The sequence below is a fragment of the Paraflavitalea sp. CAU 1676 genome (genome assembly GCF_029223285.1).
Classification (GTDB): Bacteria; Bacteroidota; Bacteroidia; order Chitinophagales; family Chitinophagaceae; genus Paraflavitalea.
The window spans coordinates 1-22681 of the sequence record NZ_JARHUJ010000011.1 but is presented as its reverse complement, the minus strand read 5'-3'; the positions used below and the strand labels follow the sequence as shown (position 1 = coordinate 22681).

The 22681-nt window shown below is 51.5% G+C and carries 13 protein-coding genes; 11 read left to right on the top strand and 2 right to left on the bottom strand.

The features are described from left to right. Nucleotides 1-28 precede the first annotated feature (28 nt). The 11 genes from P2H89_RS30830 (at nt 29) to P2H89_RS30780 (ending at nt 20926) form a co-directional block, all read left to right on the top strand. Entirely contained in the window at nt 29-2023 is a 1995-nt protein-coding gene (locus P2H89_RS30830; protein ID WP_275834501.1) for a RagB/SusD family nutrient uptake outer membrane protein, read from the top strand. Nucleotides 2024-2142: 119 nt separating this feature from the next. Then, entirely contained in the window at nt 2143-3489 is a 1347-nt protein-coding gene (locus tag P2H89_RS30825; protein WP_275834499.1) for a glycoside hydrolase family 88 protein, read from the top strand. Nucleotides 3490-3582: 93 nt separating this feature from the next. Continuing rightward, a complete protein-coding gene (locus tag P2H89_RS30820) occupies nt 3583-4905 on the top strand; it encodes a GDSL-type esterase/lipase family protein (protein ID WP_275834496.1) in 1323 nt (440 codons plus the stop codon). A 193-nt stretch (nt 4906-5098) separates the two neighbouring features. After that, complete coding sequence (locus P2H89_RS30815) at nt 5099-7966, top strand: glycosyl hydrolase (protein WP_275834494.1); 2868 nt, start codon at nt 5099-5101, stop codon at nt 7964-7966. 43 nt (nt 7967-8009) lie between these two features. Continuing rightward, the gene (locus P2H89_RS30810; protein WP_275834492.1) at nt 8010-8444 is read left to right on the top strand and encodes a nuclear transport factor 2 family protein; all 435 of its coding nucleotides are present in this window, start codon (nt 8010-8012) and stop codon (nt 8442-8444) included. Nucleotides 8445-8541: 97 nt separating this feature from the next. Continuing rightward, nucleotides 8542-9543: a family 43 glycosylhydrolase gene (locus P2H89_RS30805; RefSeq protein WP_275834490.1), complete on the top strand. Its 1002-nt coding sequence runs from the start codon at nt 8542-8544 to the stop codon at nt 9541-9543. 24 nt (nt 9544-9567) lie between these two features. Then, nucleotides 9568-12417, top strand: a complete 2850-nt coding sequence (locus P2H89_RS30800; protein ID WP_275834487.1) for a glycoside hydrolase family 2 TIM barrel-domain containing protein — start codon at nt 9568-9570, stop codon at nt 12415-12417. A gap of 21 nt (nt 12418-12438) precedes the next feature. Next, nucleotides 12439-14595: a hypothetical protein gene (locus tag P2H89_RS30795; RefSeq protein ID WP_275834485.1), complete on the top strand. Its 2157-nt coding sequence runs from the start codon at nt 12439-12441 to the stop codon at nt 14593-14595. Nucleotides 14596-14605: 10 nt separating this feature from the next. Continuing rightward, nucleotides 14606-18232 (top strand): DUF4450 domain-containing protein, encoded by a 3627-nt coding sequence (locus P2H89_RS30790; protein WP_275834483.1) that lies wholly within the window; start codon nt 14606-14608, stop codon nt 18230-18232. 121 nt (nt 18233-18353) lie between these two features. Beyond that, nucleotides 18354-19277 (top strand): glycoside hydrolase family 43 protein, encoded by a 924-nt coding sequence (locus tag P2H89_RS30785; protein WP_275834481.1) that lies wholly within the window; start codon nt 18354-18356, stop codon nt 19275-19277. 191 nt (nt 19278-19468) lie between these two features. Then, nucleotides 19469-20926 (top strand): glycosyl hydrolase family 28 protein, encoded by a 1458-nt coding sequence (locus P2H89_RS30780; protein WP_275834479.1) that lies wholly within the window; start codon nt 19469-19471, stop codon nt 20924-20926. 2 nt (nt 20927-20928) lie between these two features. On the opposite strand, the gene P2H89_RS30775 is transcribed toward P2H89_RS30780, so the two are convergent. Further along, a complete protein-coding gene (locus P2H89_RS30775; protein ID WP_275834477.1) occupies nt 20929-21534 on the bottom strand; it encodes a hypothetical protein in 606 nt (201 codons plus the stop codon). Between the two features lie 3 nt (nt 21535-21537). After that, nucleotides 21538-21966: a hypothetical protein gene (locus tag P2H89_RS30770; RefSeq protein WP_275834475.1), complete on the bottom strand. Its 429-nt coding sequence runs from the start codon at nt 21964-21966 to the stop codon at nt 21538-21540. Nucleotides 21967-22681: the final 715 nt, after the last annotated feature.

Genomic DNA, 22681 nt, shown 5'->3' with positions numbered 1-22681 from the left:
AACTGTTTGCCTTAAAAAAAGAACAACAATGAAAACATTCTATAAAATAGCCGGTGCTGCAGTAGTGATTGCGATGAGCACGGTAGTATCCTGTAAGAAGTTTATCAAAGAAGAGCTGGTCACCACGCTGACACTCGATTATTATAAAACAGATCAGGGATTGGAAGATCTCGTGAAATCGGCCTACGCGCCTCTGCGCTGGAAGTTCGAGAACGAGCAGTCCTATGCCATGTGGAACTTCGGTACCGACGAGTTCCGCCTGGGCGACCAGTTCAATAACGAACATTGGAATAAATACAACGGCTTGCTCAATCCAAATGGATCGGATGGATTTGTGAACGGTCTATGGAGCACCAATTACGGCGGCATCAACCGTTGTAATATGGGTATCGAACTGATCGGCGCTTTTGCCGATCCCAACTCGCGCCTGCTGGGTACGCCAGCGCAGCGCAACCAGCGTATTGCCGAATTGCGGGCGTTGCGCGCGTTTTACTATTTCCAGATGGTGCAGCAATTTGGCGGCATTCCCCTGGTAAACCAATCATCCGATACCCTGCGCACCGATTTTCCCCGTGCCAGTGTAGCGGAGATCTATAACCAGATCATTGGTGACCTGCGCAGCGTGGCGCCCGTGTTGAGTTATGCCATCCCTTCTGAAAGAGGAAGGATCTCTAAATCGGTAGCCTACCATTTCCTCGCCAAAGCCTATCTCACAAGAGCCAGTGCGGTAACAGAGCAACGCGGACAGAAATCCTCCGACCTCGATAGTGCGATCGTGTTTGGTGATTCGGTGATCAAATCGGGTGTACACAACCTGGAGGCCAACTATGCCAACCTGTTCAGTGCCAGCTATGCCAACCATACTCCTCCTAAGCCCGGTTTTGATGGCGCCACTCCCCTGGGTGACGCCTCCAAGATCGCTTCCAACAACAATAGCACCGAGATCATCTTTGCAGCCCAGGTCAGCAACAGCCTGGCGCTGGCCGGCAGCGGCAACCGGGTACACCTGTACTTTGGTACCCAATACGATGCTGGTATTCCGATTCCTGGTATGATCCGTGACGCTTTCAACGGTCGCCCTTTCCGCCGGCTGCGTCCTACCGATTATGCCATGGACATCTTCGACCGTGCCAACGATTCGAGGTTCTTCAAAAGTTTCCAAACGGCCTATTACCGCAATGCGCCTACCAGTCATAGTAACTCATCGGCGATCCCGGTCTTCACGGCGGCCAATGCACCAAGCCCCGATCTCGTTGGTAAGAAAGTTGTGGGCATCGGTGACACGGCTGGTTTATTCATCGTCAACAAGCCCGAGCAGGCCCTGCTGCCTGCCGATATCGCTAAGTTCAGGGCGAAAGTATATGCGCGGTACAGGAAGGCCAGCCCTACGGCGGCGATCACTTCCGATTTTTCCGATAACAAATACCTTACCCTCATTAAATTCCTCGATGGGGTGCGCCTTACGGCCGACCTGCAGGAAGAAAGAGGCATCCGCAACGGAACACTGGCCAGGGTAGCTGAAACTTATCTGATCGTGGGAGAAGCCTATGGTCGCAAAGGTGATTACGCCAAGGCACTCGAATATGTGAATATCGTACGCAAGCGTGCCGCTTACAAGACCGGCGAGGTGAAGAATCCACATAACTGGTTGTTCTATGGCGGCTCCGAAAGCGATCTTAGCAGCACAGAACCAGCGATGGTAGCAACAGCCGCTCTGTTCACCACCAATGCCTCCAGCGAATTGTATCCGCCAACAGTAACCTCTACCGAAGCCCGCTTCATCCACTTCATCCTCAATGAAAGGACCCGCGAGCTCTGTGGTGAACTGTACCGCTGGGAAGACCTGGTACGTACCGAATCATTATACGACAGAACGAAGCTCTATAATGCCGACGCTACCAACCTGGCGCCGACCCACAAGCTGCGTCCTATTCCTTTACCGCAGATCATTGCGTTGAAGCACAATGGGCAGCCTTTATCGAACCAGGAAATGGCAGCCTACCAGAATCCCGGTTATCAATAATGTCAAGCAGTCTTAGTTAGTAGAATAGCAAGCACGGACGTGTCAATTTTTATTGACCGTCCTTTTGTTTTTACGAACTTGTTACAGAAAATATCAGCAAACAGAAACCGAAGCACAATATGAAGTATTCAATGAAGCCCGTACTGATGGCCGGCATGAGCCTGGCAGCCCTGCCGCTTTTTGCGCAAAAGGCCAATGATGTTACCGCCCCGCTGCATGCGTTGCAGCCCAACTATCCGGTACCTTATAATCCGCCCACCACAGCAGCGTTGAAACAGGTACTCGACCGGGTATACAATTACCTCGATGCGGCGACCCCTGTCAGTTTCGTCAACCGCAATACCGGCGTAGAACTAAGCTCCCTGCAGGCGGCCGATACAGCCTCCATCTTCAAGCCCGGCGACTTCCGCCTCACCAGCTATGAATGGGGTGTCACCTATTCGGGTATGATCCAGGTGGCGCAGGCAACCGGCGATAAAAAGTATGCTGATTATACCAACCGCCGTATGCAATTACTGGCGGATGCAGTACCCGTATTCAAGCCGATTTTTGAGAAATATAAGAACCGCTCCAATCCATTGCGGTCGGTGATGGAGCCGCATGCGCTGGATGATGCGGGTGCGTTGTGTGCCGCCATGATCAAGGCAGAACGTGCAGGCAATGTGAAGAGCCTGCGCCCGCTCATCGATAATTTCATGCAGTATATTTCTACCAAAGAATTCAGGCTGCCCGATGGAACGCTCGCGCGCAACCGTCCCCATCCCAATACCATCTGGCTTGATGATCTGTACATGGCCGTGCCCGCCCTCGCACAGATGGGTAAACTCACCGGCGACAAGAAATATTACGACGATGCAGTAAAGCAGGTGGTGCAATTCTCCGGGCGCATGTTCAATAAGGAGAAGAACGTGTACATGCACGGCTGGGTGCAAGGTATGAACGAGCATCCGCAGTTTCACTGGGCCCGCGCCAATGGCTGGGCGATCATGACGAAGGTAGAGTTGCTCGATGTATTGCCCGAAAACCATCCCGGCAGGGCCAAAGTACTGGAGCTGCTGAAAGCGCATATCAAAGGACTTGCTGCCTACCAGTCTGGCTCGGGCTTCTGGCATCAGTTGCTCGATCGCAATGATTCTTACCTGGAAACATCCGCTACCGCCATCTATACCTATTGTATAGCGCATGCGATACAAAAAGGGTGGATCGATCCGGTGGCTTATGGTCCCATGGTGATGCTGGCCTGGAATGCCGTATCGACGAAGGTGAATGCGCAGGGACAGATCGAAGGAACCTGTGTAGGCACTGGCATGGGCTTTGAGCCAGCTTTCTACTATTACAGGCCGGTGAATGTCTATGCAGCCCATGGTTATGGACCGGTGCTGCTGGCTGGCGCCGCCGTATACGAGTTATTGCAGAGCAATAAATACAAGATCAACGACAGCGCTTTACAGTATTATGAAAAATAATAGCAGGGTGCTTCATCGCCCTGCTCCCCTGCGGGCACATTAACCCGCAGGGCATTTCCGGATACCCATTACAGCAATTATCTTTAATCGACTATGCGATTCCTATTTGTTCTTTTAGTGGCCTGTCTGCCATCACTACTTAATGCACAAACTACCAGCTGGCGATTCGATTTTGGCAACGGCGGGACGGCTGCCGGCTATACACCGGTCAGCACCACCGATACCTACAATGATGCGAAAGGGTATGGGTTTGAGCCAGGGGCTGTACTGCAGGCGGTGAACCGAAAGAAGAGAGACCCCTTGAAGGGCGACTTCATTACCGGTCCGCTTCCTTTCTTTTTTTCCGTAAAACTGCCCGAAGGCAATTACAACGTAACGGCCATACTGGGTGATGCCGACAGCGCCTCTGTGGCTACCATCCGTGCCGAGAACCGCCGTATGATGGTGCAGCAGGTAAAAACCAGGAAGGGAAAATTTGCTACCGTATCCTTTACGGTACATGTACGTGATTCATTGATCCATGGCACCGATAAACAGGTGGGCTTAAAGTCGAGGGAATCGGCCTACCTGCATTGGGATAACAAGCTCACGCTCGAGTTCAATGATGCGGCGCCTAAATTATGTGCACTCGAAATAACGCCGGCAGAGCAAGCGGTCACTGTCTTCCTGGCTGGCAATTCCACCGTAGTCGATCAGGCGTCGGAACCGTATGCAGCCTGGGGGCAAATGATCCCCGCATTCTTCGAGCCGGGCAAAGTGGCGGTGGCGAATTATGCCGAATCGGGCGAGGCACTCAACAGCTTCCGGTCGGCCCGCCGCCTCGAGAAGATTCTGCAATTGATGAAACAGGGTGATTATCTCTTTATAGAGTTTGGTCACAACGACCAAAAGCAAAAAGGAGAAGGTATTGGCGCCTTCACTTCTTATACCCGCGATCTGAAATACTACGTCTCCGAATTCCGCAAGCGGGGAGGCATACCGGTACTCGTAACTTCCATGCACCGCCGCAGCTTCGACAGCACCGGCAAGATCGTCAATACACTGGGCGATTATCCGGCTGCCGTTCGAAAGGTAGCGGTTGAGGAGCGCGTGGCGCTTATCGATCTCAACAACATGAGCAAGACCTTATATGAGGCCTGGGGCCGCGATAAGAGTCAGCTGGCATTCGTGATCTATCCGGCCAATACCTTCCAGGGACAGGAAAAAGCACTTAATGACAATACGCACTTCAATCCTTATGGAGCGTACGAGATCGCGAAATGTATTGTTGAAGGAATCCGTAAGAATGATCTCCTGCTGGCTAAGCTCCTCAAAAAAGACCTGCCTGCATTCGATCCCGCTAAGCCAGATGATGTGAAAGACTGGCACTGGCCACTAAGCCCCCGCCTTAACGTAACAAAGCCCGATGGTAATTAATAGGTTTATCAGGACGGCGCAGGATGATAGAACAGCTGCGCCGTCCTACTTTTAAGCAATTGGTTCTCATACTAAACGATTGCTATATGAAAACACCTGCACCGGGCGCCAGACACAAGCATACGCTGCTTACTGTCAAATCAACACACAATTCCCTTGTTCACACCATTGCCCGGTATTAACTTGTCACTCCATGAAACGCGCCTCCCTCATTACCTGCTTGTTTTTTGCTGTTACAGCTACACACGCACAAAGTAAATGGCCTGTTGTTACCAGCACCGCCAAACCCTGGACACGCTGGTGGTGGCAGGGCAGTGCGGTGAACAAAACCGATCTCAGCTCGCTGATGAAACAATACAGCGAAGCCGGATTGGGTGGACTCGAGATCACCCCCATTTATGGAGTACACGGTGCCGAGCAACAATTCATTCCCTTTCTATCGCCGCAATGGGTAAGCATGCTCGAACATACCTTACAAGAGGCGAACCGCCTTAAAATGGGCATCGACCTGGCGACCGGTACGGGATGGCCTTTTGGCGGACCCTGGGTTACACCAACCGATGCGTGTAAGAATGTAAACCTGAAAACATGGTCGCTCAATACCGGTGAAAAGCTCACCGAGAAAGTGTTGTTTACGCAACAGCCGATGGTGCGCACGGTAAGCGGCAAACCGGTTGATATCAAAACACTCAGCTATCCCATCGCTACCAATAAAGGATTACAGGAATATGCATTCGACCAGGTAAGGTTCGGGAAAGAACTACCGGTTACCTTATTGATGGCCTATGATGATAAAGGCAATCAGCAGGACCTTACCGGTAACGTGTCGCCCGATGGTACGCTGAACTGGACGGCGCCGGCAGGCAATTGGACACTCTATGGGCTTTTCCAGGGCTGGCATGGCAAGCTCGTGGAGCGCGCAGCGCCAGGTGGCGAAGGCGATGTGATCGATCACTTCTCGTTACCTGCCTTGCAGCATTACCTGCAATACTTTGACAAAGCATTTGCCGGTAAACAGGTAAAAGGCATCCGCTCTTATTTCAACGATTCGTATGAGGTGGATGATGCGCGGGGCCAGGCCAACTGGACACCCGATCTGCTGAACGAATTTCAGCAGCGCCGGGGATATGATCTGCGAAAAGAACTGCCGGCATTATACGGTAAAGACAATGCCGATAAGAATGCGCGCGTATTGAGCGATTACCGGCAAACCATCTCCGAGCTGCTGTTGGAGAAATTCACGACTCCCTGGCATAGCTGGGCCAAAAGCAAAGGAGCGCTCATCCGCAACCAGTCGCACGGATCGCCCGCCAACATACTCGATCTTTACGGCGCCATCGATATACCCGAAACGGAAGGAACAGATATATTACGTTTCAAGTTTGCTACGTCTACCGCACATGTGATGGGCAAACCGCTCGCTTCGGCCGAAGCCGCCACCTGGCTCAATGAGCATTTTATATCTACCCTCGGTGATGTGAAGCTGGCCATCGACAAATATTTCATTGGCGGCGTAAATCATATTTTCTATCACGGCACCAATTATTCACCAGCCAACGATTCCTGGCCAGGCTGGTTATTTTATGCGGCCGTGCATTTTCATCCCAACAATCCATTCTGGAAAGATTTTCCCACACTTAATAAGTATATAGCCCGTACACAGTCGTTCCTGCAGGCAGGTAAACCCGATAATGATGTTCTGCTGTATTTTCCGGTGTATGACCGCTTTGCACAACCGGGCCGGGACCTGCTGCATCATTTCGATGGCATGGAAGGATTTGAGAATACCGATTTCAAAAGTGTTGCAGCCTGGATGCTGGAGCAGGGCTATACATTTGATCTCTTCTCCGATAAACAATTGCAACAAGTGAAATATACCGGTCGGGATCTGTTGTCGGGCGGCAATGCTTATAAGACCATCGCTGTACCGCATATCAAATACCTGCCATTGGAGACCTTGCAAAAGCTGGTAACCCTGGCTGGGCAAGGGGCTACCATTCTTGTGCATACAAGCCTGCCTGAAGATGTTCCTGGATTCAGCGATCTGGACAAACGTCAGGAAGTCTTTAGGAAACTGATAGGCAGCCTGCAGTTTGTCAGCGTTAATGGTGTGCAGCAGGCCATAGTAGGCAAAGGGCGGGTATTGCTGGCCGACGATTGGCAGCAACTGATGGCAGCCGCCAAAGTGCCCCGCGAAACCATGGCTCAAAACGGCCTGTTGTGTATACGTCGTTCCATTGCTGGCGGTAAGTATTATTTCATCACCAATACCAGCAACAAACGTGTCGATGATTGGATCACCATGGCAACGTCTGCCAATCACGTAACCATATTCGATCCCATGCAAGGCAGGCAGGGTATCGGAACGGTAAAGAAAGAAAACGGTCAAACGGCAGTATTCCTGCAACTCAATCCCGGCGAAAGTTGTGTGCTGCAAACGGCAGCACAGGCCCCTGGTGGCTCGCCATTCCCGGGGTACCTCGCAACGGGCAAACCCTCTACGATTAGTGGCACCTGGCAGGTAAGTTTTGTAAAGGGTGGTCCCGTTTTACCAGCTGCAACTACCGCCACACTGCTAAGCTCCTGGACCGAATGGGCGGGTGAGGAAGTCAAGAAGTTTTCCGGTACTGCATCCTATAAGATCAGCTTTCCAAAGCCTGCCGATAAAGCGGAGCAGTTCCTGCTCGATCTGGGGCAGGTGCAGGAGTCGGCGGAAGTGATCCTCAATGGTAAAAAGATCGCTACCCTGATAGGGCCGGTATTCCAGGTAACTATACCGGCAACAGTTCTCAAGGCCAGCAATCAGTTGGAGATACTGGTCACCAATGGCATGGCCAACCGCATTGCCGCTATGGATAAAGAAGGGGTGCTTTGGAAGAAATTCTATAATACCAATTTCCCATCGCGGCTGGCAGAGAACAGGGGAGCCGACGGGCTGTTTACCGCGGCTAAATGGCAGCCCCGGGCTTCGGGCCTGACAACTGAGGTTACAATTTTGCCAATAGCCCTTTTAGAGAAAGTCAAGTTTGGGCAGCCCGGGCGGCCGCGAATTATTCAATAAGACTTAATTTGGGTTCATTCTTAACCCGCAAAAATTATATAGAATGCGAATTAAATTGCTGAGCCTGCTCTTACTGGTAAACCTTGTCACTGTTACCGTAATGGCCCAATCAAAAGACGAAACTGCCGTAGCAGCTGCTGTGGAAACATTGCGCAAAGCGATGGTGGATGGTGATAAAGCAGTCCTCGAAAAAATTGCCGCTACCGAACTTACCTATGGGCATTCCAGTGGCAAGCTGGAAGACAAGGCTGCCTTCGTAGAAGCCATTGCCAGTGGTAAATCCGATTTCGTGAGCATCGACCTTACCGAGCAAACCATTACCGTATCGGGCGATGTAGCGATCGTGCGTCATAAACTCGCTGCCGAAACAAATGATGGCGGCAAACCCGGTGCTGTAAAACTGGCCATCCTCACGGTATGGAAAAAACAAGGCAAGGAATGGAAGCTGCTCGCCCGCCAGGCAGTAAAGCTGACCTGATAGTGAATAGTTCACCCCTGGGCGCCTGCAAGCTATCAACCTATTGGAGCGCCTTATAAGCCGGTATCAACTTTCCGTTGCGTTAATGTCAAACACTATGAAGTTCCTCACCATCATCGCCTCCTTACAGCTCTTGTGTACAGCTCTTGCTACCGCCCAATCGCCGGCGCCCAAGCCGCTGTACTGCGATCCCGTATACGATGGAGCAGCCGATCCGGTGGTGATCTGGAACCCAAATGTGAAGAAGTGGTGGATGTTCTATACCAACCGCCGCGCCAACAACGACGATTCTACCTCCGTAGCCTGGGTGCATGGCACCCGCATCGGTATTGCAGAATCGAAAGACGGTCTGCACTGGAAATACAAAGACACGGCCAATATCAATTACCGGCCACATGAAGGGTATACCTTTTGGGCGCCCGATATCATCGAGCACGAGGGCACCTATCATATGTACCTCACCTATGTGCCCGGTACATTCAAAGACTGGGCGCATCCGCGCAATATAGTGCACTGCACCAGCAAGGACCTGGTGAACTGGACCTATCAGTCCACCCTTCCGTTGGTGAACAATAGTGTCATCGATGCATCGGTATACCGCCTGCCCGACGGCTCCTGGCGCCTTTGGTACAACAATGAGCGTGATGGCAAATCCATTTATTATGCCGATAGCAAGGACCTGTATACCTGGACCGATAAAGGCAAAGCGATAGCGGCCCGGGGCGAAGGCCCCAAAGTGTTTCCCTGGAAAGGGAAATATTGGATGGTGATCGATGTGTGGAAGGGGATGGAGATCTATAGCTCCACCGATCTGCTGCAATGGACGAAGCAGCCGGGCCGTGTGCTGGAAGAGCCGGGCACCGGCGCCGAAGACCAGTCCATCGGCGGCCATGCCGATGTGGTGGTGAATCACGATAAAGTATACCTGTATTACTTCACACATCCGGGACGTAGAAAGGACAAACGTGCCAAGCCCGGATCTGTAGATGATAAACGCACCCTCATACAACTGGCCATGCTGGAATACAACAACGGCGAGCTTACCTGCGACCGCAATAAGCCTGTTGATGATCCGCTGCTGCCGTTGAAGAAGCGTTGATACAGCTGCTTTATTGACTTTGATATGAACCTCCGTTGCACGATAAGCGCCATGCTATGCATGGCCATTAGCTACATGGCCACGAGCCAGGAAAAAGAGATCAAATACCTGTCGGGTACTGATAAAGACCATACCGTAGCCTGGCAGTTCTTTTGTACAGGTGGCCGCAAAAGCGGCCAATGGACAACCATACAAGTTCCCTCCTGTTGGGAACAGCAGGGTTTTGGCGCCTATAACTATGGGCGCGATTACAAGACCTACGGCCGTAATTTCCGCTTTGCCGACGAAAAAGGATTGTACAAATACAACTTTACTATTCCTGCCAATTGGAAGCAGAAAGAGATATTCATCGTCTTTGAAGGGGCCATGACCGATGCCGAAGTAAAGGTGAACGGCAAACTGGCTGGCCCCGTACACCAGGGCGCCTTCTATCGTTTCAAATACCATATCACCGATAAGCTCCTTGCCGGCAAGCCCAACCTGCTGGAAGTAACCGTAAGCAAACTATCGGCCGATGAATCGGTCAACAATGCAGAGAGGCTGGCCGACTACTGGGTCTTCGGCGGCATTTTCCGTCCGGTATATCTCGAAGCACTTCCCAAAGAATACATCGATCATACCAGCATCGACGCCAAAGCCGATGGCAGTTTTGCAATGAATGTGTCGCTGGCCAATATCAAAGCAGCCCGCCAGCTAACAGCGACCATCAAAGACGCTGCCGGCAAAACGGTCGCAACAGCCCGGCAAACAGTAAAAGCAGGCGATAGCCTGATAAAGCTAACTACCCAAGTTAGCAATCCTCAATTATGGACCGCCGAAACGCCGAACCTCTACACGGTACAGGTGAATCTCTCCAATGGCGCGCAGCCAGTCTATACCACCAAAGAGCGTTTCGGATTCCGCACCATCGAAATACGCAAGGGCGATGGCATTTACCTCAATGGCGTACAGATCAAAATGAAAGGCATCAACCGCCATGTGTTTTGGCCCGAGACAGGCAGAACCGTAAGCCCTGCCATCGACCTCGCCGATGTGTTGCTCATCAAAGAAATGAACATGAATGCCGTGCGTTGCTCGCACTATCCACCCGATAAACGTTTTCTGGAGCTTTGCGATTCGTTGGGACTCTATGTGCTCGATGAACTGGCCGGCTGGCAAAAGGCTTACAGTACTAAGGCCGGCACGCCATTGGTGAAGGAGATGGTTACCCGAGATGCCAATCACCCCTCGATCATTTTCTGGAGCAATGGCAATGAAGGTGGCCACAACAAGGAACTCGATGATGACTATGGCCAGTACGATCTCTCCAACCGCCCGGTGATCCACGCGCACCACCGGCCCGGCAATACCTTCAATGGCATCGATTGCAATCACTACGAGGATTACTACAGCAGTAAGAATATTCTCGCTGGGCCAGATATCTATATGCCTACCGAATTTCTGCACTGCCAGGATGATGGCGGCGGCGGCGCTGCGCTCAACGATTTCTGGGAGCTGCACTGGAGTGCGAAGAAGTCGGGCGGCGGATTTCTCTGGGCGTTGGTGGATGAAGGCATCGTTCGTACCGATTTCGATGGCCGCATCGATGTAAATGGCGTCAATGCACCCGATGGGGTAGTGGGGCCGCACCGCGAAAAGGAAGGCAGCTTCTGGGCCATCCGCGAAATATTCTCACCGGTAAAAATAAAATGGCAAACCCTGCCGGCATCGTTCAATGGACAGATAACACTGGAGAATCGCTACCATTTCACCAACCTGTCGCAATGTAAATTCAGCTGGCAGCTGGTCAATTATACCAAACCGTTCAGCGGACAAACAGGTACCACCATATTGAAGAAAGGAACAGCGGCTGGTCCGGCCATCGCACCCACACAATCCGGAGAACTGTTGCTCAACCTGCCCACCGATTGGAAGAACCACGATGCACTTACTTTAATAGTCCATGATCCTTCGGGCAAAGAGATAGTACGTCAAACCTGGTCTATCAAGTCCAATACGGAGTTGCTGTCAACCGTCATCTCCACCAATAATGATTCGGTACATCTTGTAGAAGCTGATACGGCCTACACGCTGCGGTCGGCAGGCATCGCCATCACGGTTAGTAAGAAAACAGGTCTGCTTACGGGGGTTGCCAATGCGGTGAGCAATAGCTTGCTGTTCCGCAATGGTCCGGTATTGGTGGGTGGCAATGCCGGCTTTGAAGGTATCTCAACGATAGCCGATAGCAACACACGAAGCATTGAAGTAAAGTATACCGGCGACCTTAAATATGCCCGTTGGACGATGCACCCCGGCGGCTGGGTAAGCCTCGATTACGAGTACAATCTAACTGGCGCTGTTCCATTGGCAGGCATCAGTTTCAGCTATCCGGAAAATTTTGTGCTGGGCGCCAAATGGTTGGGCAAAGGGCCTTACCGGGTGTGGAAGAACCGCCTGCAGGGCGTTACCAGGAATGTGTGGGAGAACATGTACAACAATACGCAAACCGGCAGTTATCCCTGGAATTTCCCGGAGTTCAAAGGATATTTTGCCGATATTACCTGGATGGAGTTGAATACGGTTGAAGGGAAATTCCTTGTAGCCAGTAAGGATACCGGGCTGTATGTACGGTTGTTCAATTTCTATGGACTATCGGGTATTGTGCCGCATCCTACTTTGCCAACCGGCGATATTTCTTTTCTGGAGGCGATACCGCCCATCGGCACCAAACTGGCGTTGAATATCAGTGCCAACACCAGCAACCTGGGGCCAGCGGGTGAGTTTACCAAATTCAATGCGCCCGTAAAGAGAACGCTCTGGTTCTATTTCGGGTTACCAAAACCGGAAGATCAGCGCAAGCAGTTTACCATGCCGTCTGTAAATGACCTGTTTTGATACCAGTAAAGCCGATCAACTATGAAAAGACTATTAATAGGATTATTGATATTGGCAGGTGCGGGCACGTTGGCACAGCAGCCGCTCATCGACCGTATGGCAGTCGTAAAGCGCCATACCGTAAAGGTCAATAAAGCCGATTCACTTTCCTCTTTGTCCATCGGCAATGGCAGCTTCGCATTTACAGCCGATGTAACGGGACTGCAATCCTTTCCTGCCTATTATAAAGGTGGCGTGGCGCTCGGCACTCAATCAGAATGGGGATGGCATAGCTTTCCCAATATCAATCATTACAAGTTCGAGGAAACCTTGCGGACTTATGAGTTGGAAGGCCGCAAGATCCCGTATCCGGTGCAATGGAAAGAGCCGGAGCGCAATAAGCATGCGGTAGATTATTTCCGCGTCAATCCCCATCGCCTTCAATTGGGCAATATCGGATTGGAGATCATCAAAAAGAACGGAGCCCCGGCCACGATCGATGATATTAAAGACATCAACCAGCAGCTGGACATGTGGACGGGTGAGCTCAACAGCCGCTTCACGGTAGAAGGCCAGCCGGTGCAGGTGATCACCTACGCGCATCAGTCGCTCGATATGATCGCTGTGCGGGTGATTTCGCCACTGGTGCGGAAGCAGCAATTGAAACTCACCATCCATTTCCCCTATCCCAATGCGCAGTTTAAAGATGTAGGGGTATATGCAGCCGGCAATGATAAACACCTGGCTGGCTTTTATGTTGGCGATGGTGAAGCGAATGAGCGCATCAACACATCCCTGCCTTCTACGATCGTGCACACACTCGACAGCACCGATTACTACCTGCGGTGCAGCTCCCCACAAAAGGCGAATATTCTACAGGTGCAGCACGATCGGTTCATCATCATCCCGCAGGCGGAGAAAGATGCTTTTGAGGTCAGTTTCCTTTTTTCACAAAAGCCGCCAGCCCTCGCGTTGCCTTCGTTCAAGCAAACCAGTAGCAATAGCCAGCAGGGATGGCAACAGTTCTGGAAAAGTGGCGGTGCAGTTGACTTCGCCGGTAGCAAAGATACCCGTGCTCCCGAACTGGAAAGACGGATGGTGCTGTCGCAATACCTTACCAAACTACAATGCGCCTCGAACTTTCCACCACAGGAAACCGGCCTCACCTACAATAGTTGGTATGGCAAACCGCATCTGGAAATGCACTGGTGGCATGCCGTGCATTTTGCCTTGTGGGGCAGAACGGAGCTGATGGAAAAAAGTCTGGACTGGTATGCTACTGTGGCAGGCGGCGCCAAAGCCATTGCACAACGCCAGGGTTTTGAAGGGGTACGTTGGCAGAAGATGACGGACCACGAAGGCAATGAATCACCCTCGTCGGTCGGTTCTTTTCTCATCTGGCAGCAGCCGCATTTTATCTATATGGCCGAATTGAGCTACCGCGAGCGAAAGTCGAAGCAGGTGCTGGATAAATACAAAGAACTGGTGTTTGCTACCGCCGATTTTATGGCCTCCTTTCCTTCTTTCGATGCCGCTAAGAAGAGATACAACCTGGGGAAGGGCCTGATACCGGCGCAGGAATGTTTTGACGCGGTAACCACCTTCAATCCCACGTATGAACTGGCTTACTGGCATTGGGCGCTCAATGTGGCGCAGCAATGGAGAATACGAGACGGCCTTCCCCGCAAAGCCGAATGGGATAAGATCATTGATAACCTGGCCCCGCTACCGCAGGCCAATGGCGTATACCTCGCCACAGAGGCCACGCCCGATTGTTACACGACGGAAAAGTACCTTACCGACCATCCGGCCGTGCTGGGTACCTATGCTTCGCTGCCTGCCAGCAATCACTTGGATACTGTCGTAATGAAGAGTACCTTTGAGTTGGTGTGGAAGATCTGGAAATGGGATGATACCTGGGGATGGGATTTTCCACTCACGGCCATGGCTGCCACCCGGCTCAACAAACCGGAAAAAGCCATCGATGCTTTGTTCATGCCGGTTCGAACCAATACTTACCTTGTCAACGGCCACAATTATCAGGATGAAAGATTAACGATTTACTTGCCGGGCAATGGCGGATTATTAAGTGCCATCGCGCTCATGTGTGCCGGATCCGATGCCAATACAACCCTTAATCCGGGTTTCCCAAAAGATACCTGGTCCGTAAAGTGGGAAGGGTTGCGTAAGATGCCTTAAATCGCTCCCATTGATACGACTTATTTGTGCCCTGCTCTTACTGGCTATTGCGCCTATAGCCAATGGTCAGGTGCCAGCTGCTGCTCCCTGGCATGGTAAGGAACGTACGCTCCATTACCGGCCCGAAGGGAAGGATTTTGTAACGACGAATGGTGCACTCCGCTTCAACCGCGCGTTGTATGGCGGCAATACCGCATTCCGGGTAGAGGCCGGCGACTTGCCGGAATTTGCTTTGTACCTGCCCGGTATGGGCGGCAATTGTAAGCTGGGCATCATCAGCGGCAATAAAAGCAGTTGGCTCACCGCTGCTAAAAACATAAAAGCCATTTATCGCCCCGGTTCGATGCAGTACGAGATCAGGGACCCCTTGCTGGGTACCGGCTCCCTGCTGCTGAATGTGATCGCCACCTACGACCAGGAAGCGATGATCATTCAAGTGGTGCCGAAGGGATTGACTGTACCGGTACAATTGTTGGCTGCCTTTGGCGGGGCCACCGGTAAAAAGTTTTCGCGCGATGGGGATATCGGCGCCGATCCCGAATCATCCTTCTATTTACAGCCTGCTTATTGTACTGGTAATGCGTATGAGTTGCAGGGCAACCAATTTACTGTTCGCTTTGGTGATAACGGAGCAAAGAAGCTGGAAGGTGTGTTTCCTGCGGGGATGCAATTGCATACGGCAGATGCCAACCAGCAGCAATCGCCCCTGTCTGCCGATGCCAGCACTGCGGGCAATGCGCCCATGGTTTGCGGTAAGGTGGAGTTGAAGAGAACGGATACAGCTTATTTCCTGATTCGCCAGCCTGCCGCCAACGCAGGCGCCGTTGCTTATACAGATATTCCTGCTATTTATCGTAGCGCCGACAGTGCGCGCGGCTTGCTGGCCAACAGGATAAAGATCAATACACCCGATCCATACCTCAACACGCTCGGTGGTGCACTGGGTATCGCAGCCGATGCCATCTGGGACGATCCTACGTACATGCACGGCGCTATTGCCTGGCGCATGCGCCTGCCCGCCTGGCGTGGTGCTTACACCGCCGATCCACTTGGCTGGCACGATCGTGCGCGCCGGCATTTCACCAGCTATGCGGCATCGCAGGTTACTACGCCATTGAGCGGACCGGTAGTTCCCGATACGGCCTTGCATTTCGCGCGTCAGCAGGAGAAGATGGGCAATGCCATGTTCAGCAGCGGGTATATCTGCCGCAATCCCAATGGGGATATGCGCCCGCACCATTACGATATGAACCTGGTGTTCATCGATCAATTGCTTACTCATTGCAGTTATACGGGCGATACGGCGTTCATCCGTGAGATATGGCCGGTGATCGAAAGGCACCTTAGCTGGGAGAAGCGCAATTTCGATGCAGATAATGATGGATTGTACGATGCCTATTGCTGCATCTGGGCCAGTGATGCGCTGCAGTACAGCGGCGGAGGAGTAACGCATTCATCGGCCTATAACTACCGGGCCAATGCTATGGCCGCTACGTTGGCAGCCATCGTTGGTAAAGATGGAAAGCCATACCGGGAAGAAGCGGCAAAGATCGCGGCAGCGATTAATAAACAGCTGTGGCTGCCGTCCGCAGGCGTATACGGTGAATACAAAGACCTGTTGGGCTTGCAGCTGGTTCACCCGTCTGCTGGTTTATGGACGATCTATCATGCGCTCGATGGCGGACTACCCAACGCTTTCCAGGCCTGGCAGTCGTTGAAGTACATCGATCAGCATTTGCCACATATACCCATGCAGGTAAAAGGTCTGCCGGGTAAGGATCATTATATGTTGTCAACCACCAATTGGCAACCTTATACCTGGTCTATCAACAATGTGGCGCTGGCCGAGAATCTGCATACGGCCTTGGCTTACTGGCAGGGAAATCGTGCGGATGAAGCATTCCGCTTGTGGAAGAGTGCGCTGCTCGAGTCGATGTATGTAGGAGCTAGTCCGGGTAATTTTCAGCAGCTGCCATTCTATGATGCCATACGCGGAGAATTGTACAGAGATTTTGCAGACCCCATTGGCATGGCATCGCGTACGCTGGTAGAAGGACTGTTTGGCATATTGCCCGATGCTATCAGAGACACACTCACCATCAGGCCCGGCTGGCCGGCGGGCTGGAATGCGGCCTCGTTGCAAACACCGGGCATACAGGTCGATTATAAACGGGATGCTGTCAAAGACCAATACATCATTGTTCCAGGCTATTCGCATACCATGCATCTCCGCCTGGTAGTGCGGGCAGTAAAAACAGGTGTGCCGGTGGTAACGGTGAATGGCAAACCTGTAGCTGGCAGGCCGGTGAATGAAGCGGTGGGCGAACCACTCTGGGAAATAACGGTGCCAAAACAAAACAAGTATGCTATTAGCATCACCTGGAAGGGTGCAGTGCCACAAGCGCTTCAGGTAGATAGCAGTCAGGTAGGCGGTACTGCCATCGCGATCAATGGCGGCAATGCTGCGGTACAGCAGGTATACGATCCACAAGGGGCCTTGCAATTGCCTCTGGTACGCAACAACAAAGTGGAAGGAAGAGTGGCAATGGGTGAAGGAGGAAAGACGTTTTTTGTGCAATTGAAACAGGGGAGCATGAGCTGGTGGCAGGCGGTAGATATCAACATCACGCAGTCGCTGGACATAATACCGGTGCGACAGGATTCAACCGGTATTTATTTTAAAGTACGTAACCATATCCAGGCTGTGAAGGGGAGATTGGTATTGAATCCCGGTCCGCGGTTGATCAGTATGCCGCTGGAGGTGCCGGCCAAAGGTGTATCGCCTACCGTACATATACCGGCGCCTTATTTGGTATCGGGTACCAATATCATCCGTTTCGTGTGGGATAGCACTCGGGTGGTAGAAGCAACGATGCTCAACTGGAGTATTCCTTCTATAGGCATAGCCTTTGAGAAAATAGAGCTGGCCAATAAGATGAATGGAAAATTGAATAAAGTGTTTGAGCCGGTGTACCTGTCACCCAGACCGGCATCGCCCACCTTGCAATTACCTACGCAGGGAATTGGTAACTGGTGTTATCCGTTGGTGCAGCCAGTTATCAACGATTCGGGCTTACGTCAACTGGCCGGTAGCAATAATGAGATCAATCTTGAGCAGCATATACCATTTGGCACATCGGGCGATACTTCTGCCAATAATGTGCTGTGGACCTCTCAATGGGACAATTATCCCGATAGTACGGTGTTACCGCTCACGGGCCGGTCTTCGCATGCTTACCTGTTGATGGCGGGTACTACCAACCCTATGCAGAGCCGTATGGCGAATGGAAGGGTAGTGGTGGAGTACACAGATGGTACGGCCGATACCTTATTGTTGAAGAACCCCGAAAATTGGTGGCCCATCGAGCAGGATTTCTATACCGATGGTTATGCGTTTACGACAGATGCAGAAGAACCCTTGCGCCTATACCTGAAGACGGGTGTAGTGGTGGCGCCTTCATCGGTAAAGGAATATACCTCCCTGAAGGGCTTCAGCAATCGGGCCATCGATGGCGGCGCCGCCACGATCCTCGATATGCCATTGAATAGTGAGAAGGAATTGAAATCGCTCACGGTGCACGCCCTCGCCAATGATGTGTTGATCGGCCTGTTGAGTGTGACGTTGGTGAGGAATTAAATATAATTTTTAACAACACTTGCCTTGCGGCTGATTCAAGCGCAGGTTGGCGGGTTTCTTTTTTTATGGAAGTCATCTGAAAATGATGATCAGCTTTGAAAAGAATTTCAGATATTCAATTATGTACAAGCTCCTCTTACTGCTCTTAGTTACCAAAGTATCACTTGCCCAGCAATCCAGCGCTCCTGTTTATCTCTTCTCTTATTTTAAGGGTAATGGCGAGGATGGATTACACCTTGCTTACAGTCACGATGGCTACACCTGGCAATCGTTGAAGGGTGATAGCTCCTTCCTCAAGCCCACCGTTGCCAAAGACAAACTGATGCGCGACCCCTGCATTGTACGGGGCGCTGATGGCAACTTTCATATGGTATGGACCGTAAGCTGGAACGACGGAGGAATTGGCTATGCCAGCTCCAAAGACCTCATCCATTGGAGCGATCAGCAATTCATCCCGGTAATGGAGCACGAACCAACCGCCCGTAACTGCTGGGCGCCCGAGATCTTTTACGACAAGCGCAAAAAAGAATACATGATCTACTGGGCCACTACCATACCCGGCAGGTTTGCCGCTGGCGATACGGCTGGCGATGATAAATACAATCACCGCATGTATTATGTGACCACGAAAGATTTTAAGTCATTCAGTCCAACCAAACTCCTGTACGATCAGGGCTTCAATGTCATCGATGCCACCATTCAGCAACATGGAAAGCAGTACGTCATGTTCCTGAAGGATGAAACACGGAAGCCGGCGCAAAAGAACCTGCGCATCGCCACCAGCAAAAAACTCACCGGTGGATATTCCGCTCCATCGTCTCCCATTACCGGGAAGTATTGGGCAGAAGGTCCTACCGTGATAAAGATCGGTGCCAATTGGATCGTTTACTTCGATAAGTACACCGAACATAAATACGGCGCCATCACTTCTACGGACCTTATTACCTGGACCGATATCTCCGACAAAGTAACCTTTCCCAAAGGGCTGCGTCATGGTACGGTGTTTACCGTTACGCAGGAAGAGTTTAAGTTGTTGAGTAAATGAGTTAGCTGTTGGAGGGTTTTCAAGACGAGGCGCCGGGAGCTAACCTGCCCAGGGGGGGCGGTCGGTCGGGCGTTCGTGGAAATCATCCTTTGAGCATGAGCGTCGTCATCTTCATTTGTGCGGCTGCAGGATGCCGCAGGACAGCCACGCTCTCATCCTGTTCTATTTTCCCGTTCTCAAATCAGCTTGCCATGCGTAGAATTGCCTTGTACGGGATCGTAGCCTCTGTGGTTTTATTGTTCAGTCTGCCCGCCCTGGCCAACCAGCCCGACAGCATTCCTGCCCACGTACTTGCCTGGGCAAAGAAAACGGGCGCCCGCAAACAACCCACCAATAAGCGGATTTTCCTCGTCAATAAATACGGCGCTGTTAAAAATGGCCAAACGCTTACCACCGCCGCCATCCAAAAAGCCATCGACGATTGTGCTGTCAAAGGCGGCGGCATCGTAACCTTTGAGCCCGGTGAATATGTAACCGGTTCTATCTTTCTCAAAAGCAATGTGCACCTGCAAATCGGCAAAGGTGTTACCCTGCTCGGCAGTCAAAGTTTTTCAGATTATCCGGAGATCGATACGCGCATCGCCGGCATCGAAATGAAATGGCCTGCAGCGCTGATCAATATTATTGGACAGCAGAACGTAATGGTGAGTGGCGAAGGAAAGGTCAATGCGCGGGGAAAATTCTGCTGGGATAAATACTGGACCATGCGCCGGCAGGAGTACGAACCCAAAGGCCTTCGCTGGATCGTTGACTATGATGCCAAACGCGTGCGCACCTTCCTCGTGCAGGAGTCAGCCGATATTACCCTCAAGGGAGTTACCTTCTCCAACGCAGGTTTCTGGACGGTTCAATTGTTGTACTCAAAATACCTTACGGTAAATGGCGTCATCATCCGCAATAACGAAGATGGGAAAGGTCCCAGTACCGATGGAGTAGATGTGGACTCTTCTTCCTGGGTACTCATCGAGAACTGCGATATCGATTGTAATGACGATGACTTCTGTCTAAAAGCCGGGCGCGACTGGGATGGCCTGCGCGTTAACCGTCCCACCGAGTATATCGTGATCCGCAACAGCATCGCCCGCAAAGGCGGCGGACTGCTTACTGTAGGATCAGAGACCTCCGGCAGCATCCGCCATGTATTGGCCACCAACCTCGTGGCCATGGGTACGGGCAATGGGTTTCATATCAAATCAGCCACCACTCGGGGAGGCACAGTAGAAGATATTTATTTTATCAATAACCAACTCGATAGTGTAGGCAATGCATTTCACTTCACCATGAACTGGAATCCCACGTATAGTTACTCCAAACTACCGGATGGGTACAATTACGACTCCATACCTGCTCACTGGAAAGCGATGTTGCAAAAAGTAGAGCCTGCCGAAAAAGGAATTCCACAATTCAGGAATATTTATGTGAGTGGCATAAAAGCTGCCGGTGTTAAGCGGGTGATCAGTGCAACCGGTTTATCGCAGTCATTACTTACAGGATTCCATTTCAAAGATGTGACGATCGATGCTGCTACTACGGGTGATATTAGCTATGCTTCCGGCTGGCAATTCCATAATGTGCATATTACTTCGAAAGATAAATTCCCATTGAAGACTACGAATACTGATAACATGCAAAGCATGCCGGTGCAGTAAAACTATCCCACTATTTTACCGGTAGTCAGCCGGCTGCTGTCGGGAAAACCTGAGCCGTTATCCATCCACAGCCTGAACTCCATATGGTTGAACAGGTCGGCGGGCCTGATGGCGAAGTCTTTTATTTCGGGACGGCGTCCCAGCACTTTCGGCACGATCTCATTGATGAACCAGGAATTGTGTGTTACAAGCAGGGAGGCTTTGTGGCCAGTATTGGCCAGGGGAGATAGCAACAATTCATGCAGGTCTTTGTCGCCTGCATAAGATTGGGCGAAAGCTTCAAAGTTGATGCCGTTGGCTGCGGATGGTTCCAGCGCTGATACAAAATCAGCTAGTGTGGGTATGAAGCGGTTCTGATAATCTGGCAGGATATGATCCTGCTCGCAGAGGTCTTTTATATTAACCGCTTTGCCATCGCTGTTGGTGATGGTGTGCCCAAAGATGGGAACGATGACGCGTTTAATACCCCACATGGTATGCAGGATGCGGTGCCGGTTATCGCTGCACAGTTCCTTGGTGCAGTCCATGAAATCGTGAATAGCCAGGTAGTCTTCGATGACACCACCTCTGCGCTTTACCGATATGCGGGAATGGATGACAGCATTCATACGCTAAAATTCTCCCAGTTCCATATGATCTAATTTAAAATCATCGGGGTTTAACACCGCATCGTCCGGGTATTCCACGATGTCGTGAAATGAAATTTCAAGGATGGAGAGAAAGACCTTTGCCTGGTCACGCGAAATATGCGGGGGGAAGTTGAAGTAATATTTATCGGTCAGGGTAATGCCGAAATCCTTTTTGTAGAACGCTTCCAGTTGTTGAAAAGCCCCGTCATAATTCTTGTGGCTAAACAGAAAATCGATGGCGTTCGTGCCTTTGAGATTTTGCATGGAGGCAACATCGTAGGCTGCTTTGGCGGCAGTGGCGGTATCGAGCGAGCCGAAGGTATTAACGATAGAACCTTTCGCTTCGGGATGGGCTTCGAATGCTTCGTCGGTATAGAAGAATCCTTTTTTGTGGATCACGAATTTGGGCATGGTAAAGGGCGTTGGGTGGGTGGAAAGATAGGGCGGAACCTGCATATGTGCAAGGGAGGGTGAGCCGGTTTGACCTGGAAATTAAGCGGCGGGGAGACGCTCTGGGCAGGTTACATGTATGTGGAGGCCTGGTCGCAAAATGTGCATTTTCTTGGCGAAACCAGGCGCCGGACTAGACGGACAACGGGAGCTTTCAGGCGGGGGAGTGGGTGGCTAATGGGCGTGGGATTGGGAAGGTATGCTCTGGAGGTGGTACAGAAGTCCTACAGAAATCCTACTCCTACACTAGGAGCTTAGGCCATTCCCAGGCAACTCGTAGGCCATCCCCCGGCGGGTTGGCTGGGGGTACGCTACAGGTTGACTGCAATGTAAACCCAAAACCGGAAACAACAGCAACGCATGTCTGTATGCGGGATGCGTTTAAAGGTTATTAGCGACGCATGGCGGCCCGGCAGTCTTACGTTTAGTGGTAGAGGCTTTGGTCTTGTTGTTGGGGCGTAATGAGTCGCTAATGCGGTATAGGTGGAGGGGTGGGGTCACTTTGCCGAGGGCCGCAAAACAGGTTTCAGGGAACTTTTTGCCTGTTTTACCTTGTCCTTTACCAAAATAGCTATACAGTTTCCATAAAACACGACATTTATGGAGCATATGGTCAAAAAGGTAACAGGATCCGAAAGCCGTGAGAGTTACCGGTTTTCAGAATCGCAGAAAAAAA

What these genes read in the sequence shown, in the direction of transcription:
- P2H89_RS30815 (WP_275834494.1), top strand. Translation starts at nt 5,099, where the DNA reads ATGAAACGCGCCTCCCTCATTACCTGCTTGTTTTTTGCTGTTACAGCT.
- P2H89_RS30810 (WP_275834492.1), top strand. Translation starts at nt 8,010, where the DNA reads ATGCGAATTAAATTGCTGAGCCTGCTCTTACTGGTAAACCTTGTCACT.
- P2H89_RS30820 (WP_275834496.1), top strand. Translation starts at nt 3,583, where the DNA reads ATGCGATTCCTATTTGTTCTTTTAGTGGCCTGTCTGCCATCACTACTT.
- P2H89_RS30805 (WP_275834490.1), top strand. Translation starts at nt 8,542, where the DNA reads ATGAAGTTCCTCACCATCATCGCCTCCTTACAGCTCTTGTGTACAGCT.
- P2H89_RS30800 (WP_275834487.1), top strand. Translation starts at nt 9,568, where the DNA reads ATGAACCTCCGTTGCACGATAAGCGCCATGCTATGCATGGCCATTAGC.
- P2H89_RS30785 (WP_275834481.1), top strand. Translation starts at nt 18,354, where the DNA reads ATGTACAAGCTCCTCTTACTGCTCTTAGTTACCAAAGTATCACTTGCC.
- P2H89_RS30830 (WP_275834501.1), top strand. Translation starts at nt 29, where the DNA reads ATGAAAACATTCTATAAAATAGCCGGTGCTGCAGTAGTGATTGCGATG.
- P2H89_RS30795 (WP_275834485.1), top strand. Translation starts at nt 12,439, where the DNA reads ATGAAAAGACTATTAATAGGATTATTGATATTGGCAGGTGCGGGCACG.
- P2H89_RS30775 (WP_275834477.1), bottom strand. Translation starts at nt 21,534, where the DNA reads ATGAATGCTGTCATCCATTCCCGCATATCGGTAAAGCGCAGAGGTGGT.
- P2H89_RS30780 (WP_275834479.1), top strand. Translation starts at nt 19,469, where the DNA reads ATGCGTAGAATTGCCTTGTACGGGATCGTAGCCTCTGTGGTTTTATTG.
- P2H89_RS30770 (WP_275834475.1), bottom strand. Translation starts at nt 21,966, where the DNA reads ATGCCCAAATTCGTGATCCACAAAAAAGGATTCTTCTATACCGACGAA.
- P2H89_RS30825 (WP_275834499.1), top strand. Translation starts at nt 2,143, where the DNA reads ATGAAGTATTCAATGAAGCCCGTACTGATGGCCGGCATGAGCCTGGCA.